Source organism: Actinoallomurus oryzae (assembly GCF_039541955.1).
In the GTDB taxonomy this organism is placed as follows: Bacteria; Actinomycetota; Actinomycetes; order Streptosporangiales; family Streptosporangiaceae; genus Actinoallomurus; species Actinoallomurus oryzae.
The window spans coordinates 155,335-171,380 of the sequence record NZ_BAABHF010000042.1 but is presented as its reverse complement, the minus strand read 5'-3'; the positions used below and the strand labels follow the sequence as shown (position 1 = coordinate 171,380).

The window sequence follows — 16,046 nt, the reverse complement described above, 5'->3', positions numbered from 1 at the left end:
GCGTTCACCCTTCCCGTGTACGGGCCAGCAGGCGGCGGGCGATTCCCTCGTAGACGTCGACGGCGTCCACGAGCTCGTCGAGCGGCACGGACTCATCCGGCCGGTGTGCCTGCGCCAGGCTTCCCGGGCCGCAGATCACCGTCGGGATGCCGGCGCCGACGAGCTTGCTCATGTCACATCCGGCGTTGAAGCCGGTCGCCCGGTCGGCGGTCCGTCCCGCGTCGCCGAGCGCGGCGAGCGCGGCGGCCACCACGGGCTCGCCGGACGCCGTCTCGGACGGGACGGTCGCCACGACGACCTCCGGCTCGGCCACGTCCATCCCCGGCCTGGCGGCCCGCAGGTCGTCCAGCATCGCCGCGAGCCGCCGGTCGCAGTCGTCGTGCGTCTCACCGGGGACGAGCCGCCGGTCGACGATGAGCGTCGCCTCATCCGGGACGGTGTTCTGGAGGGCACCTCCGGACAGGATCGTCACGGTCATGGTGGCCGGGCCGAGCGCCTCGTGCGCAAAGGCGGTGAGCCGCGCGGTCTCCTCCTCGCAGGCGGTCACGAACGCCGCCGCGTCGGCGACGGCGTTCCGGCCGAGCCACGGCGAGGCGCTGTGCGCCGCCCGGCCGCGGAACCGCAGGCGCTTCATGTACGTGCCCTTGTGCGCCCGCGCGATCGTCAGCCCGGTCGGCTCGCCGACCACGGCCGCGTCCGCCCGTAGCCCCTGGGCCACCAGGTGCGCGCTGCCGAGCCCGCCGGCCTCCTCGCCCATGACGGCGGTGAGCAGGATCTCGCCGGTCAGCCCGGACGGCCGGGCGGCGAGCCGTTCCATGGCGCAGAGCATGGCGACGAGGCTGCCCTTCGCGTCGCAGGTGCCCCGTCCGATCATGTGCCCGTCCCGGACGATCGGCTCGTACGGCGGCGTCGCCCAGTCCTGCGACGACGGGTCGACCACGTCCAAATGGCTGTTGAACACCAGGCGCGGCCCGTCGCCGAAGCGGAGGCGGGCGAGGACGTTGTCCGCGACCGGGGTGACGTGCTGGCGGGTCACCGAGGCGCCGAAGCCGGCCGCCCAGGCGGCCACCCAGTCGGCGACCCGGGTCACGTCGCCCGGCGGGGTGGGGCTGGGCAGCGCGACGCACGCCGCCAGGCGCTCGATCACCGTCGCGCCGGCGCTCATCCGCCGCTCCTCACCGGGGCGCCGAACAGGGCGAGCAGCTCGTCCGGGTCGGCGCGGACGTCGCCGGCGGGCGGCGGCGCCGCGCGCTCCAGCGCGTCGGGCTGCTTCTGTCCCGAGCCGGTGACCACCGCGACGACCACGTCGTCCTCCGCCACCCAGCCCCGGGCGCGGGCCCGGAGCAGCGCGGCGACCGACGCCGCCGCCGACGGCTCGGCCGTCACGCCCTCGGCGCCGAGCAGCCGCATCGCCTCGAACAGCTCGCCGTCGTCGACCGCGATCGCCCGGCCGCCGGACTCGTAGATGGCGCGCAGGACGCGCGCCCCGCCCTGGATCGGCGCGTCGCCGGCGATGCTCTGTGCGACGGTCCGCGTCGCGTCGCCGTGCGCACCGGCGATGGGCCGCCCCTCGGCGAAGGCCCGCACGATCGGGGCCGAGGCGGAGGGCTGGACACCGATCATGCGCGGCAGCCGGTCGATGACGCCCATGCGCCGCAGCTCGCGGAAGCCCTTCCACGCGCCCCACAGGCCACCGCCCGTGCCGACCGGGTGCACCATCACGTCCGGGGCCCGCCAGCCGAGCGCCTCGCAGATCTCGTAGGCGTACGTCTTCATCCCCTCGTGCCGGACCGGGTTGATGAAGTTGACGAACGAGTAGAAGCCCGCGTCGGCGAGCGCACTGACACCGGCGAAGATCTCCAGGCTGGAGCGGTAGTGGAGCCGCAGCACCCGGGCGCCGTACAGGCTGATCGCCGCGACCTTCGTCGGGTTGGCGACGTCCTCGACGAGGACCGTGGCGTCGATCCCGGCGCGGGCCGCGTAGGTCGCGAAGGACGCGCCGGCATTGCCCGAACTGTAGGTGAACGCCTCTCTGACCCCGATGGAACGGGCGAAGCCGACCGCGACGGCGAACCCGCGGTCCTTGAAGCTGCCGGTCGGCATCAACGTGTCGTTCTTGACGCGCAGCTTCGGGATCCCGAGGCGGTCGCCGAGCACCCGGGTGGTCAGCAGGGGGGTGTCCCCCTCGCCCAGGTACAGCGGCTCCGTGCCGTCGGCCACCGGGAGCAGGTCCGCCCAGCGCCACAGGCCGATGTCGCGGCGGCCGGCCGCGCGGGTGAGCATCTCGCGCGAGGCGCGCGTCAGGTCGTATTCGATCTCCAACAGTCCACCGCACGCGGTGCACAGCAGAGCCGGAGTGTCCAGCGGCGTACGCGCATGGCAGTCGTCGCAGACATAGTGGGACGCGAGGTTCATTTCGTGTACGCCTTCGGGTCGGCGACGTCCCGGAGCATGTCGCCGGTTACGTTGATCGAGAGTGTCGTGAGCATGATCGCCGCTCCGCTGAAGACCGCGATCCACCAGGCGCTGCGCAGGTAGAGCTGACCCTCGGACAGCATGCCGCCCCAGGTCGGGATGCTGGGTGGCACGCCGAGCCCGAGGTAACCCAGCGACGCCTCCGCGATGATCATCGCGGCGACCTGCAGGGTACCGATGGTGACCAGCGGAGCGACGATGTTCGGCAGAAGATGACGGGTCATGATCTGCCGGTCGCTGTCGCCGATCGCCCGGGCCGCCACCACGAACTCCCGCGATCGCAGCGACAGCACCTCGGCGCGGACGACGCGAGCGTAGGAGACCCAGCCGGTCAGGCCGAGGACGAGGATGACGAACCAGAGGCTCGGGCCGAGCACGGCGATGATCGCCAGCGCGAGCAGGATCGTGGGGAAGGCGAGCTGGATGTCGGCGAGCCGCATGAACACCTGGTCGCGCCATCCGCGGTAGTAGCCGCTGATGAGGCCGATCGCGGTGCCGACGACACCGGACAGCAGCGTCGAGGCGACGCCGACCAGCAGCGAGATCCGGGTGCCGTACAGGACCCGGCTCAGCACGTCGCGGCCGAGCATGTCGGTGCCGAGCGGATATCCGGGCTCGTGCCCGGCCGACCAGAACGGCGGACGGAGCTTGAGCGTGAGGTTCTGGGCGTTCGGGTCGTGCGGCGCGATCAGCGGTGCGAACACCCCGACGACCACGACCAGGGTCAGCACGCCGATCGCCACCTTGGCGGCGTGGTTGCGGCGCAGCGCACGCCGGATGGCGTGCCGCATCGTGTTCGGGGCGGGCCGCGCCGGGGCGGAGGCCCGCCCGGCCGTCGCAGTGGTCATCAGCTCAGCCTCACTCGAGGGTCGAGGGCGGCATAGGACAGATCGACCAGCAGGTTCACGACCACGAACACCGTGGCCAAAAAGAGCACGGTCGCCTGCATCAGGGGGTAGTCGCGGTAGGTGACGGCCTCGACGGTCAGCCGTCCGACACCAGGCCAGGCGAAGACCTGCTCGGTGAGAATCGCTCCGCCGAGGAGGTTGCCGATCTCGAGGCCGGCGACCGTGACCACGGGGAGGGAGGCGTTCCGCAGCCCGTGCGCGGTCACGATCTGCCATCCGGTCAGGCCCTTGGCGCGTGCCGTACGGATGTAGTCCTCACCCAGCACGTCCACCAGCGACGACCGCAACAGCCGGGCGATCATCGCGATCGAGTACAGCCCGAGGGTGATGGCCGGGAGCACGAGGTTCTCGATTCCCCCCATCCCCGACGCGGGCAGCACCTGGAGGTTCACCGCGAAGACCAGGATGAGCAGGATCCCGACGAAGAACGCCGGTGTCGACTGGCCGACGAGGACGGCCGCCATCACCGTGGTGTCCGTCGCGGTGCCGCGCCGCAGGGCGGACACGATGCCGGCCGGGATCGCCACCAGGAGCACCACCACCAGCGCGCCCGCCGCCAGGGTGATGGTGGCGGGCAGCCGCTCGGCGATCACGTCGAACGCCGGACGGTGGAAGAACAGCGACTGGCCCAGATCCAGGTGCAGCAGGCCGGTCATGTAGGAGACGTACTGGCCGAGCAACGGCCGGTCGAGGCCCAGCTGGGCGCGCAGCGCCGCCTCCTGCGCCGCCGTGGCGTCGGGCGGGAGCATCTGGCGTACGGGGTCGCCGGAGATCCGGACGAGGAAGAACGACACGGTCGCGACGCAGAACAGCACGAGCACCGCATGGCCGATCCGCCGGCCGACGAAGGACCAGAGCGCGCGGTCCCCGATCCGGGGCAGCGTCAGCGCACCGGATCGGGCCGTCAGGTCACCGCTCATGTCAGCTTCGCGCTCGCCATGGCGAGTGTCCCGTTCGAGTTCGTCTTCCACTGGACCCGGTCGTTGACCGCGAACAGGCCGCTGGCCTGGTAGAGGAACAGGAAGGGCGCCTCGTCCACCAGCAGCTGCTGGAGCTTGGTGAAGGCCTTCTTACGGGTCGCGGAGTCGACCGAACCCTCTTCGGTGTCGATGAGCTTGTCCGCCTGTGAATTGTTCCAGCGGCTCTGCCGGCGGTCGTGCCGGATGAACGACTGCAGGTTGCTCTCGGCGTCCATCGTCCATCCGGTGTTGCCGGTGAAGTACATCGGGCCGAGGGCCTGCTTGTTCGAGGAGACCAGCCGCTGCTTGAAGCTCGCGGCGTCCATGATCGACACGGTCGCCTTCACGCCGATCTTGGCGAGCTGGCCCGAGATGGCCTGCGCCATGTCCTTGTCGACCGCGGAGGCCGTCAGCTTGGTCGTGAAACCGTTCGGGTAGCCGGCCTGCGCGAGGAGGGTCTTGGCCTTGGCCAGGTCGTACGGGAACGCCTGGATCGAGGGGTCGTAGCCGAACGACTGGTGCGGGATCAGCGTGGGGGTCTGCTGCCCGGCGCCGTTCAGCACGGACTTGATGAGCGTGGGCACGTCGAGCGCCATGTTGAGCGCCTGGCGGACCTCCTTCTTGCCCAGCGGACCGCCGCTCAGGGTGTCGATGGACACGAAGAACGTGCGGATTCCGGGCGAGGTCACGACCTTCAGATCGGGGCCGTTCCCGAGCTGCTGCGCCGCGTCGGGGCTGAGCTGGGAGACGATGTCCACGTCACCGGACTGCAACGAGGCCAGCGACGCGGCGGCGTCCGGCATCACCTTGAAGGTGACCTGTTCGACCGCCGGCTTACCGCCCCAGTACTTCGGGTTGGCCTTCAGCACGATCTGGTTGTCGCGCTGCCAGGACTGGAAGACGTACGGTCCGGTGCCCACGGGGCTCGCGGCGAAGGCGGCGTCGCCCTTCTCCTTGATGTACTTGGGCGGCACGATGACGCCGCCGAACAGCGACACCTTCTGCGGCAGGATCGGGTCCGGCCGGCTGGTGATCACGTCGACCGTCCGCTCGTCGACGACCTTGGCCTTGGTGACGAACCGCAGCTCGACGATCGGGGACTTCGTCGCCGGGTCGACCAGGCGCTGGATGCTGTAGGCCACCGCGGCGGCGTCGCACGGCTCGCCGTTGTGGAAGGTCACCCCGCTGCGCAGGTGGAAGCGCCAGGTCGTCGGCGACACCGACTCCCAGCGCTCGGCGATGCCCCCGACCAGGCGGTCGTTCACGTCGCGCACGGTCAGCGTGTCGAAGATGTTGATCAGGACGTTCATCGAGGGCAGATCGCCCTGCTTCTGCGGGTCCAGCGTGGTCGCGTCGGCCGGCTGGGACACGCGCAGGACGTTGCCCGCCTTGCCCGCGGGGTTGCCGCCGGCCTTGCACGCCGTCAGCAGGCCCGGCATGGATATCCCGGCGACCGCCAGCCCGCCGAATCTCAGCAGATCACGGCGGCCCATCGTGATGCGTTCGGTCACGTCTCGCTGCCTTCCTCGTAACTCCCGCAGCGCCGCGCCCAGGGGACAGGGGTGACGAATAGGGGGCGAACAGTCTTTTGCGTTTCGTATTGTGAAACGCCGTGTCGTATGGTTGAATATGCCGCATATCGGTCCGGCCGGTCAACCCTTTAGGTGCGTGAATGAACTCGGTGGAGAAGACACTCGCGGTCCTGCGCGCCCTCTCCAGCCCCGACCAACCGCGGCGGCTCGCCGACATCGCGGAGCGAACGGGCATCAACAAGACGACGGCCCACCGCATCCTGCAGATCCTCGCCGCGGAGGGGTACGCGGTCACCAGCGGCGACGGCGCGTACGCGTCCGGACCGGCGCTTCTCGCCCTGGCCGGCTCCGCCCTGGCCGACCGCGACCTCGGCGCCGTGGCCCGGCCCATCCTGGAGAACCTGCAGCGCCAGACCGGGCACACCGTTCACTTCGCGGTACGGAGCGGCACGGTCGCGGTGTACCTGGCCAAGGTCGAGTCCCAGGAGCCGTACTGCATGGCGTCGAAGGTCGGCATGCAGGTCGCGCTGCACTGCACGGCCATCGGCAAGGCACTGCTCGCCGGCCTCCCCGACGAGGAGGTCCGCGCCATCATCGCGTCGGCCTCCCCGCTGATCAGCCACACGCCGGCGACCATCGTCGAGCCGGACCTGCTGCTGGCCGCGCTGGCGGAGGTGCGCGAACGCGGGTACGCCGTCGACGAGGAGGAGAACGAGCGCAACGTCCGCTGTGTCGGTGCCGCGGTCCGCGACCGGCACGGCACCGCCATCGCCGGGATCAGCGTCTCCGGCCTCACGTTCACCCTGAAAGAGGACGACGTCGGGCTGCTCGGGCCCATGGTGGTGGCGGCGGCCCGCCGCATCTCCACGGCACTGGGCATGCCCGCGGAAAGGAACGGTTCATGACGGTGGATCCCGCCGGCATCGTCGCCCGGGCTCGTACGGAGCGGACGTTCTCCGGAGCGGCCTGGGCGTTCGGCGGCAGCGCCGGCATCGTGGAGCGCGGCACGCTCGGCACCCTGTCGTGGGACGGCGAGCCGGTCCGGGATGACACGCTCTGGGACCTGGCGTCGGTGACCAAGCCGGTCGCCGGGCTCGCGGTGATGAGCCTGGTCGAGTCCGGAGCGCTGACCCTCGACGACCCGATCGCCGCCCACCTGCCGGAGTACGCCGGCACGGACAAGGCCGAGCTCACCGTCTTCGAGCTGCTGACCCATACCTCCGGCCTGCCGGGTCAGGAGCCGTTGTGGCGGCGGTGCGCGACCCGCGCGGAGCTGTTGGCCGCGCTGCCGCGCCTGCCGCTGCGTTCCCCGCCCGGCACGGCCGTGGACTACAGCTCCGCCGGGTTCATCGTGCTCGGGCTGATCGCCGAGCGCGCCGCGGGCACTCCCCTCGACACGCTCGTCGCCGAGCGTGTCACCATGCCCGCGGGCATGAAGGAGACCCGCTTCCTGCTGCCCGAGAGCGACCGCGCGCGGGCGGCCGCCACGGAGGACTGCCCGTGGCGCGGCCGGGTCGTGCAGGGCACGGTGCACGACGAGAACGCCGAGGTGCTCGGGGGCGTCGCGGCGCACGCCGGGCTGTTCGGAACGCTGGACGACCTCGCCGCCCTCGGCCAGGCCCTCTGCCGGGGCGGCCGGGGAACGGCGGGCCGGATCATCGCCGAGCGCACCCTCGCGGTGATGACCGAGCCGCGGACCGACCGGCTCCCGCTGCGCCGGACGCTCGCCTGGCAGGGCCGCGACCCTCACCGCTGCAGCGGCGGCGACCTGCTGACCCCGGCGGCCTACGGGCACACCGGCTTCACCGGCACGAGCATCTGGGTCGACCCCGTCCTCGACGTCTTCGTGGTGCTGCTCACCAACCGCGTGCACCCCACCCGCGAGTCCGACGCGATCACCCGGCTCCGGCCGCGCTTCCACAACGCGGCGGTGACCGCGTGCCTGGCGGCGTCATGATCATCCGTGAGCCGCTGCGGGTCATCGGCGGTCGTGCGGCCCGGCTGGAGCCGGGTCCGGACGGCGCCGTGAAGCTCAGGCCGAGCGACGAGCCGCCCGGCGATCTGTACGTCGGCCCGGGATGGGCCGACGCGCACGCGCACGTCTACGACGGCATGACCGAGATCGGCGTGGCGGCGGACGACGTCGGCCTGACCACCGGCGTCCACCTGCTCGGCGACGCCGGCAGCGCGGGCGCTGCGACCCTGGACGGGCTGGTCAAGTACGTGATCCCCGCCGCCGGCGTGCGCATCCGCGCCTGGGTGAACATCGGGTCGTACGGCCTGGTGCACATGCGGGAGACCGCCGACATCCGCGACATCGACGTCGACGCCACGCTGGCGGCGATCGACCGGCACCGCGACGTCGTCTGCGGCGTGAAGGTCCGTTCCAGCGGGGTGATCGTCGGCGCGATGGGACTTCAGCCCCTGCAACTCGGCCGGCTCGTCGCACGCGAGGCGGGACTGTCGCTCATGGTGCACATCGGGGAGGCGCCGCCGCTCATCGAGGACGTGCTGGACCTGCTGGGCGACGGCGACGTCGTGACCCACTGCTACCACGGCAAGACCGGTCACCCCTGGCGGGCCGACGGCCGCCCGTCCCCGGCCCTGGACCGGGCGCTCGACCGCGGTGTGCGGCTCGACGTCGGTCACGGCGCGGCGAGTTTCGCGGCCGACGTCGCGCGCCGCGCCATCGCCGCCGGGTTCCCGCCGCACTCGATCAGCACCGACGTCCACGTGCGGAACATCCGGGGACCGGTCCACGACCTGCCGACGACGATGACGAAGCTGCTCGCCTGCGGCATGCCGCTCGACGACGTGATCACCGCGGTGACCGACGCGCCGCGCGAGACCCTACGAGCGCCGGAACCCTGGCTGACCGAGGACGGCGGGGTACGCCACGCGACCGTGTTCCGGTTGACCGGCGCGCCCCCGCCACACCGCGGCTACGAAGACGCCCGCGGAGTCGCGCTCGATCCCGCCACGCACATCGTGCCGGTGGCGACGATCAGCGACGGTACGGTCACCGCGACGGGACAGGTATAGCCCCGATATGCCGGTTTCGGCGATGTCCTATACCGGTGGCTGAATGGAGATCATCGAACGCTGCCCATTTCCGGTCTGAGGCGTTAACCTGGTGCCGCCATTTTCGACGCTATGCGGTTGGGGGTGCGATATGACCGAGCAGCCGCTCGATGTGCATTATGCGGGCCTGACGCGCGCCACCCGGTACAGCCGGGAGGCCGCCGACATTCTGACCGGCAAGGTCAACGAACACCTCTCCGGCTGTGCGGCGGCCGGTGACAACCACAAGGCCTGGCAGACCACCGCGGCGCTGAACGAATGCGTCGAGGCATGGGCCACGCACCTACGTGGAATCGTCGATGACGCCCATGACATCGGTCAACGGCTTCATCGCACCCACGCCGGCTACGCCGACGCGGAATGGGACTCGCAGCGACGCGCCAACGCGGTGGTGCCGCCCACCATCCAGGAAGTGTGATCACGTGGGCGACCACATCACCTATGACGACCTGCTGTACGCCACTCCGCACGATTACCAGAACTCCGCCGGCGCATGGGGCAAGTGGCACAAGGCGCTGGACACGCACGCCGGTGAGCTCCTCAACGTCAATCAGCACGTGTCTGGAAACTGGGACAGCGCCGCGGCCGCCGAGGCGCACGCGTTCATCGACGCGAAGCACCTGAAGGTGCAGGAGTCCTCCAAGGTCCTGAAGCAGGTGGAGAGCATGCTGACCACCGCGTATACGAATTTCGCGGACGCGCACAACAAACTCGTGCAGACGGTACAGAAGGCGCAGAACGACGGTTTCGACTGCGGCGGCGGTAAGGTCACGGCGGGCGCCCTCGCCTTGCAGAAGTCGGATTGGAAGACCCGCCGGGACACCTATCAGGGCGACATCGACGCCGCGCTCAAGGAGGCGAACAGCGCCGACAGTTCGATCGCGACCGCGTTGCGTGACCTGATGCCCGGCACCGACCTGGCGAGCGGCGGCGACACCGACCCTGCGAACGGACACGGGACCCCGCTGTCCCACCCGGTCGACTACGCGCACTCCGGCAGCATCCCGGTGCCGCCCAACGCCAGCACCCTCGCACCCAACCCCCGCGCACAGCAGATCATCGACTGGGCGCTCAAGCAGCTCGGCGACCCCTATGTCTGGGGAGCCACGGGTCCGGACAGCTTCGACTGCTCGGGTCTCAGCTCGCAGGCTTACAAAGCGGCGGGAATCGATATCCCGCGCACTTCCGAAGTGCAGTGGCAGCAGGAGCCTTCGGTCCCGGCGGGCCATGAGCAGCCCGGCGACCTGGTCTTCTTCCACATGGGCAACAACGGACCGGGACACGTCGGCATCGTCTTGGACCCCGATAAGGGCACGATGATCGTCGCGCCGCACACGGGCAGCTACGTCCAGATCCAGAACTACAAAACCCAGGATCCCATCGGTTTCGCCCGTCCCACCTGAGCCCACCCGGAGAGCAGCGTTTCCCCGGTGACGCAAGGGCATTACCGCGCAACGTAATGTTGCGTTCCGGCCGTCTTCCCACCTCACTGAGCGCTCACTAGGTTCGCGCCCATACAGGCGAGCGAAGGTGGTCGAAGTGAGCCAGGGTGAGGTTCTCGTCGTCGGTGCCGGGATCGGTGGCCTGTCCACCGCCATCGCGCTGCGAAACGTGGGTTACGACGTCAATGTCGTGGAGATCCGGCCGACTTACCTCGGCCAGTCGGCGTTTCGGCTCAACATCCCCCGCGATCCGGAGATCGATCGGATCATCCTGCAGAACGACCCGAAGGGCATGGCGGGTTTCGTACCGATCGGCCCCGATCTCGCCTACATCTTCTACAACACCACGTGGGACAAGGACGTCCGGCTCGACCGGAACGACCTGGCCGAAGTGCTGCGGGAGCACCTCGCGCCGTTCGGCGGGCCGGCCGGACGGGTCCGCGACAAGTACGTCGACGACCCGTCCCGGATCATGTTCCACCCCGAGGAGTGGCTGATCGCGCCGCCCCCGTGGCACAGCGGCCGGATCGTGCTGATCGGCGACGCCGTCCACGCGGTGACCCCGCACCTGGGCCAGGGAGCGGCCCAGGCGATCGAGGACGGTGTCGTCCTCGCCGAATGCCTGGCCTATCACGACGGCCACGAGGAGGCGTTCCGTGCCTACGCCGAGCGCCGGTACGAGCGCTGCCGGCTCATCGTGGAGTCGTCGGTCCGGATCGGCGAATGGGAGATGGACCCGGCCGGAAACGGCGACTTCGACCACGCGGGCCTGACCCAGCACGTCCTGGAGGCCATGGTCCAGCCGATCTGATCCCTCCCACGAGAGAGCCTTTTGAGCCGTCTCGCACCCTATGCTTCAGGTAGACGATTCTGTCTATTTGGTTCGCGCCTCGCAGCAGGGCCGGTGGAGTCGGGAGGCAGACGGTGTTCTCGTTGAGCGGTGAGTCGGGCGCGGTCTACCAGGTGGAGGGCGTTCCCTTCGGTCCGCCGGGTGGCCGGTCGAGGCTGCACCTGTGCCATGACCAGACCGGGCGCGAGCGCGTCGCCAAGCTCTACCCCGCCCCCGTCGCCGACCCGCAGGCCGCCGAGTGGATCCGCGCGGCGGCGGCGCGGGGCGCGGCGGTCCTCGCCGATACGGAGCCCGCCGGTACGCCGGACACGTCGATCAACTTCCCCATCGACGTCCTGGTCGGCGGGCAGGCGGTCGTCGGTGTGATCCTGCCGTTCATCCCCCGGCCGTTCCTGTACGACAACGGCCGGCCCCGTACCTTCGACCACCTGTGCGCGGCCCCGGCCGATCCGCCTCCGGCCGCCTTCCGCGTCGAGGCGCTGATCCGGGTCTGCGAGATCCTCGCCGTCCTGGAGGGCGCGGGGCTGGTCCACGGCGACATCTCCCCCGAGAACCTGCTGTGGCGGCCCGACCGGCCGCACGCCTACCTCATCGGCTGTGACGGCCTGCGGCCGGTCGGCTCGGCGGCCACTCGCGGTGCCGGTACCCAGGGCTTCGCCGATCCGCGCTGGATCACCGGCCGGATCGGCGCGCACGACGAGTACGGCGACCGCTACGGCCTGGCCGTCCTGATGTACCGCGGTCTGCTCCTCGCCCCTGACGCACCCGCCCTGGTCGGGGACGCCTGGCATCGGCCCACGGGCCTGCCGGGCGATCTCGATCCCCGGCTGCGCGCCCTGTTCGACCGTGCGTTCGGCGACCCGTACGCCACCGACGCCCGGCCCACCGCCGCACAGTGGCGCGACACACTGCGCGGCGTCTTCCCCGGCGAGGACGGTACGGGCCACCGCGAGGAGGCCGTCCAGGCGCTGGACCGCCACGCCCAGCGGTTCCGGGACGCCGCCGCGGCGGCACCGCCCGGCGCGCCGGGCGGCCCCTGGCCGGGCATGGCGCCCGTACCGCCGGGACCACCCCTGCCACCCGGACCACCTGTGGCGCCCATGCCGCCCGGACCCCTGGGACCCCCCGGACCGCCGTACGGGCCCCCGATGAGGCCGGCCGCACCGTCCGGAGCGCGGACGGTCGCCATCGTCCTCACTCCGATCGTGGCGGTCGCCGTGCTGGTCCTCGGCGTCGTGGCCCTACAGAGCCACCACGGCGGCGCGAAGAGCGCGCTGAGCACGCCCTATCCGTTCCCGGACCCGGCCACGACCGCGCCATACCCGGACCCGACCGTTCCCGTCCCGGATCCCACCACGAGCGACCCCTATCCGGACCCGATCACCACGCCCCCGGAGCCCGATCCGACCACCCCGTACGAACCGCCCGCGCCGCCGCCGGAGCACTGGGGAGCCATCGCCGTGGCGCACGACGGCAGCCTCGGCAAGTCCTGGGACTACGGCTCGGAGTCCGGCGCCAAGAAGCGCGCGATGAGAGAGTGCCCGCGTACCGGCTGGGCGCGGCAGGCGAGGAGGCTGTAACCGACATTGGAGTAGCCGAACTTCTTCCCCGGGGCCGATTCGAGTCCAGTGCCCGGGCCACCATCGCGTCGCGGGATACCGGGTCGTAGTCGTCGCCGAGGTCTGGCCACCTTCATGGCCGAACTGCGGCGCCTCAAGGCCTGGTCGGGGCTGAGCTTCCGGCGGCTCGACCGCCGTGCGGCCACCGCCGGCGACGTCCTGCCCTACTCGACCGCCGCCACGATGCTCGGCAAGGACCGGCTGCCCCGCGAAGAACTCCTCATCGCCTTCGTCAGGGCGTGCGGCCTCGACGGCGACGACCTGCGGCGGTGGGTGACGGCGCGCGAGAAGATCGCCGTCGGCGGGTCCGTCGAACGGCCGGCGACGCCGCCGGTCCGCGTCGCCGACGTCTGAACGGCGATCGCCCGTCGTCCCCGTCAGCTCAGGTAGGGAATGGTCTGGGGTCCCTCGGGGAGAACGCAGAGCCGGGCGTCCGGGCCGGCGGCGGCCAGGGCCTGGGCGACCGCCTCGGAGACGTCACCGGTCTGCCGCAGGTGCGCCGAGGCCAGGTCGTCGTCGCTGAGATAGGACGTGTGCATCACGACCTGGCTGTCGCACTGGATGCGGGCCTGGATCTGCACCTGCCACTGGTCGGGCACCGTCTCGCCGGCGGACCGTGCCGCGATGGTCTCGAGCAGGTGCCGCGGGGACCGCGCCGACGCGAGCACCTGCCGGTAGGAGCCGTGGTCGGGGAACCCGTCGCGGCACTCGGCGGCGCACACGATGGTCCCTCCCGGGCGTACGACCTGGTAGGCGGCGGACATGCCCTTGACGGCCTGGTAGAGGTTCTGGTCCAGGGGGAAACCGGAGTTCGTCGTCACCACGACGTCGAACGGCGCCGGCACCGGCCGCATCGCGATCCGCTTGGCGGCCGCGGTCGCGGCGGCGTGCATGGCCGGCAGGTCTCCGCCGAAGGCCGCCACGATCTCCTTGTCACGGTTGAGCACCACGTCGAGCGCGAAGGTGACGCCGGTCGCCTCGGCGATCGCGCGTACGTCGTCGTGGACCGGGTTGCCGTGGGTGATGCCCCAGGTCGCCCGGGAACTTCCGATGCGGGCGGCGTCGTGCAGGACGAGCACCGTCTCCAGCGCCGCCAGGCCGGGGGCCACGAGCTTGGGCCCGCCGGAGAAACCGGCGAAGAAGTGCGGCTCGACGAACCCCGTGGTGATCCGTACGTCGGCCCGCGCCCACTCCTGGTTCAGCCATACGGGGACGTCCTTGCCGAAGGTGCCCATCCAGGCGAGCTGTCCCCGGTCGCGGGCGTCGTGGTTGACGATGCGCACGTGGTCCACGACCTCGTCGCCGAGCATCTGCCGCAGCTCGCTCTCGGTGTTGCCGCGGTGGGTGCCGGTGGCGACGAGGATGACCACGTCGTCCAGATTCACGACCCCGTCGAGCTCGGCCAGCACGGCGGGGACCATCAGGTGCCTGGGCTGCGGTCGGGTGCCGTCGCACACGGAGATCGCCACCGACTGCCCCGGCCGCACCCGCTCCCGCAGCGGTGGCCCGGCCACCGGGTCGCGCAGCGCGGCGGTCAGGACCCCGGCCTGATCGGGGGCCGCCTCGTGATGGACCGGCTCGACGACGGTGGTCTTCTCCGGGTCGACGTCGACGTCCAAGCCGGTCTCACCGTAGGCAAGGCGTACTTTCACCGTCAGGAACCGAGCTCGGGGAGGTTCTGCGCCAGCGGCACGAACTCGGTCACCGACAGCAGCCCGTCGTGGTCGACGTCGTACTGGTCGAACAGCGCCTTGACGATCCCGGACAGGTCGTTCACCTCGGCCGCCGGGAACATCCCCGCGATCGCCGAGGTCACCTCGTGCGCGGTGAGCCGCCCGTCGCCATCGGTGTCGTACCGCGCGAACACCGCCTCGTAGTCAGCCGACATGACTTTCCTTCCTCCATAGCCACCGGAACACTGATCGTAACCAGGTGATGGGGATCACGTGACCGGCGGGGGAAGGGCCGGGGGCTCCCCCGGCGACGGACGCTCAGATCCAGCCGTGGCGGGCGGCGAGGGCGCCGGCCTGGAAGCGGGTCTTGGCGCCGAGCGCGGCGGCCAGGCGCTGGATGCGGCGTTCGACCGTCCGGACGCTGACGCCGAGGTGCCGGGCGACGGCCTGGTCGGACAGGCCCGCGACGAGCAGCCCCGCGATGACCACCAGCGACTCGTCGAGCCGCGCGGGGTCCTCGCCGCCCTCGCCGGGAATGCAGTCGATGATCAGTGGTGGGGCCTGCTGCCATACCGCTTCGAAGAGCGCCGAGAGCGCGGTCAGGAGCGGGGACGGCCGTACGAGGAGCATCCCCTCCGACACCGGGTGCTCGTGCCGCAGGGGCAACAGCGCGAGCTGGTCGTCGATCAGCGTCATCCGTAGCGGCAGCTCCCCGACGACGCGCGCCTCTTCCCCGCCCTCGATCCCTTCCCGCAGCTCGTCCAGGTTCGGGCGGGCGTCGATGGCGGCCCGGTCGTAGATGAGCCGACACCGGACGCCCTTGGCCAGCAGGTCCATCTGGATCGGGTTGGCGGTGCCGGCCGCGACCCAGGGGCGGAGCTCGCTGTACGGGGGCCGCTCGAACACGCGGATCTCCCGGTTCGCGCCGGCGAGGCACTGGTTCCACCGGTCGAGGGCGGACACGCCCAGGACGACCTCCAGCAGGGCGGCCGGCTCCTCGTGGCGGGAGACCGCCTGGTACCGCTTGGTGAGCGTGCCGATCGTCGACTGGGCCTCCAGCAGCGCACTGGTACGGCGCTGCAGCCAGTCGAGCAGCGCGATGTCCGGCGGCACGGCGACATACCGGTCGTGCGGCGTGGTCCGGTGGGCGACCAGCCCGTTCTTCTCCAGGTGGTCCAGCGCCGCGTCGATCCGCTCCGGCGGCAGGTCCGGCCGGCGCCGGCGCAGGTCGGAGCAGGTCACCGACGGCAGGTCGAGGACGGTGAGATAGACCGCCTCCTGGGCCTCGTCCAGGCCGAACATCTCCAGCACGTCGCGCTCCTCCGACACCAGGCGTCGGGTTTCCGTCATTGGCGATCATCCGCCCCCCGATCACCTTCCACAAGGCATTTCGGCGTGTTGTACTCCCCACGACCATTTGTCCGATATCGGGGATTTTCCAGCGGCGAATGGCCGACCAGGCCATTCGTCGGATTCCGGCTGCGTTGCACCACAGGAGGGAATCGGC

16 protein-coding genes are annotated in these 16,046 nt (G+C 71.0%); 8 read left to right on the top strand and 8 right to left on the bottom strand.

The annotated features are described in order from the left end of the window. Positions 1 to 4: 4 nt before the first annotated feature. From ABEA10_RS33670 to ABEA10_RS33650, 5 genes are read right to left on the bottom strand one after another with little or no spacing between them, the layout of a single operon-like run. Positions 5 to 1,165 carry a M20 family metallopeptidase gene (locus ABEA10_RS33670; protein ID WP_345470867.1) on the bottom strand — a complete coding sequence of 387 codons (1,161 nt, stop codon included), beginning with the start codon at positions 1,163 to 1,165 and terminating at the stop codon, positions 5 to 7. Continuing rightward, a complete protein-coding gene (locus ABEA10_RS33665) occupies positions 1,162 to 2,415 on the bottom strand; it encodes a threonine synthase (RefSeq protein WP_345470866.1) in 1,254 nt (417 codons plus the stop codon). Before ABEA10_RS33665 ends, ABEA10_RS33670 begins: the two co-directional genes overlap by 4 nt. Further along, positions 2,412 to 3,323 carry an ABC transporter permease gene (locus ABEA10_RS33660; protein ID WP_345470865.1) on the bottom strand — a complete coding sequence of 304 codons (912 nt, stop codon included), beginning with the start codon at positions 3,321 to 3,323 and terminating at the stop codon, positions 2,412 to 2,414. Before ABEA10_RS33660 ends, ABEA10_RS33665 begins: the two co-directional genes overlap by 4 nt. Next, positions 3,323 to 4,303: an ABC transporter permease gene (locus tag ABEA10_RS33655; protein ID WP_345470864.1), complete on the bottom strand. Its 981-nt coding sequence runs from the start codon at positions 4,301 to 4,303 to the stop codon at positions 3,323 to 3,325. Before ABEA10_RS33655 ends, ABEA10_RS33660 begins: the two co-directional genes overlap by 1 nt. Beyond that, entirely contained in the window at positions 4,300 to 5,853 is a 1,554-nt protein-coding gene (locus ABEA10_RS33650; RefSeq protein WP_345470862.1) for an ABC transporter substrate-binding protein, read from the bottom strand. The genes ABEA10_RS33655 and ABEA10_RS33650 overlap by 4 nt, the downstream gene beginning before the upstream one ends. 161 nt (positions 5,854 to 6,014) lie before the next feature. Here ABEA10_RS33650 and ABEA10_RS33645 point away from each other — a divergent pair, with 161 nt between their 5' ends. From ABEA10_RS33645 to ABEA10_RS33610, 8 genes are all read left to right on the top strand, one after another. After that, a complete protein-coding gene (locus ABEA10_RS33645; RefSeq protein WP_345470860.1) occupies positions 6,015 to 6,779 on the top strand; it encodes an IclR family transcriptional regulator in 765 nt (254 codons plus the stop codon). After that, the gene (locus tag ABEA10_RS33640; RefSeq protein WP_345470859.1) at positions 6,776 to 7,831 is read left to right on the top strand and encodes a serine hydrolase domain-containing protein; all 1,056 of its coding nucleotides are present in this window, start codon (positions 6,776 to 6,778) and stop codon (positions 7,829 to 7,831) included. The genes ABEA10_RS33645 and ABEA10_RS33640 overlap by 4 nt, the downstream gene beginning before the upstream one ends. Next, positions 7,828 to 8,916 (top strand): amidohydrolase/deacetylase family metallohydrolase, encoded by a 1,089-nt coding sequence (locus ABEA10_RS33635; protein ID WP_345470858.1) that lies wholly within the window; start codon positions 7,828 to 7,830, stop codon positions 8,914 to 8,916. Before ABEA10_RS33640 ends, ABEA10_RS33635 begins: the two co-directional genes overlap by 4 nt. Positions 8,917 to 9,046: 130 nt before the next feature. Then, positions 9,047 to 9,373: a hypothetical protein gene (locus tag ABEA10_RS33630; protein ID WP_345470857.1), complete on the top strand. Its 327-nt coding sequence runs from the start codon at positions 9,047 to 9,049 to the stop codon at positions 9,371 to 9,373. A 4-nt stretch (positions 9,374 to 9,377) separates the two neighbouring features. Continuing rightward, on the top strand, positions 9,378 to 10,358 hold the full coding sequence (locus tag ABEA10_RS33625; RefSeq protein WP_345470855.1) for a C40 family peptidase: 981 nt from the start codon (positions 9,378 to 9,380) through the stop codon (positions 10,356 to 10,358). Positions 10,359 to 10,398: 40 nt separating this feature from the next. Continuing rightward, a complete protein-coding gene (locus tag ABEA10_RS33620; RefSeq protein WP_345470947.1) occupies positions 10,399 to 11,208 on the top strand; it encodes an FAD-dependent monooxygenase in 810 nt (269 codons plus the stop codon). A 122-nt stretch (positions 11,209 to 11,330) separates the two neighbouring features. Then, positions 11,331 to 12,827, top strand: a complete 1,497-nt coding sequence (locus ABEA10_RS33615; RefSeq protein ID WP_345470854.1) for a hypothetical protein — start codon at positions 11,331 to 11,333, stop codon at positions 12,825 to 12,827. Between the two features lie 114 nt (positions 12,828 to 12,941). Further along, positions 12,942 to 13,220, top strand: coding sequence for a hypothetical protein (locus tag ABEA10_RS33610; protein WP_345470852.1), 279 nt, complete (start codon positions 12,942 to 12,944; stop codon positions 13,218 to 13,220). A gap of 23 nt (positions 13,221 to 13,243) precedes the next feature. On the opposite strand, the gene larA is transcribed toward ABEA10_RS33610, so the two are convergent. The 3 genes from larA to ABEA10_RS33595 all read right to left on the bottom strand — a co-directional run bounded on the left by larA (position 13,244) and on the right by ABEA10_RS33595 (position 15,889). Further along, positions 13,244 to 14,518 (bottom strand): nickel-dependent lactate racemase, encoded by a 1,275-nt coding sequence (gene larA, locus ABEA10_RS33605; RefSeq protein ID WP_345470851.1) that lies wholly within the window; start codon positions 14,516 to 14,518, stop codon positions 13,244 to 13,246. A gap of 2 nt (positions 14,519 to 14,520) precedes the next feature. Beyond that, on the bottom strand, positions 14,521 to 14,754 hold the full coding sequence (locus tag ABEA10_RS33600) for an EF-hand domain-containing protein (RefSeq protein ID WP_345470850.1): 234 nt from the start codon (positions 14,752 to 14,754) through the stop codon (positions 14,521 to 14,523). A gap of 103 nt (positions 14,755 to 14,857) precedes the next feature. Further along, positions 14,858 to 15,889, bottom strand: coding sequence for a helix-turn-helix transcriptional regulator (locus tag ABEA10_RS33595; protein WP_345470848.1), 1,032 nt, complete (start codon positions 15,887 to 15,889; stop codon positions 14,858 to 14,860). Positions 15,890 to 16,046: the final 157 nt, after the last annotated feature.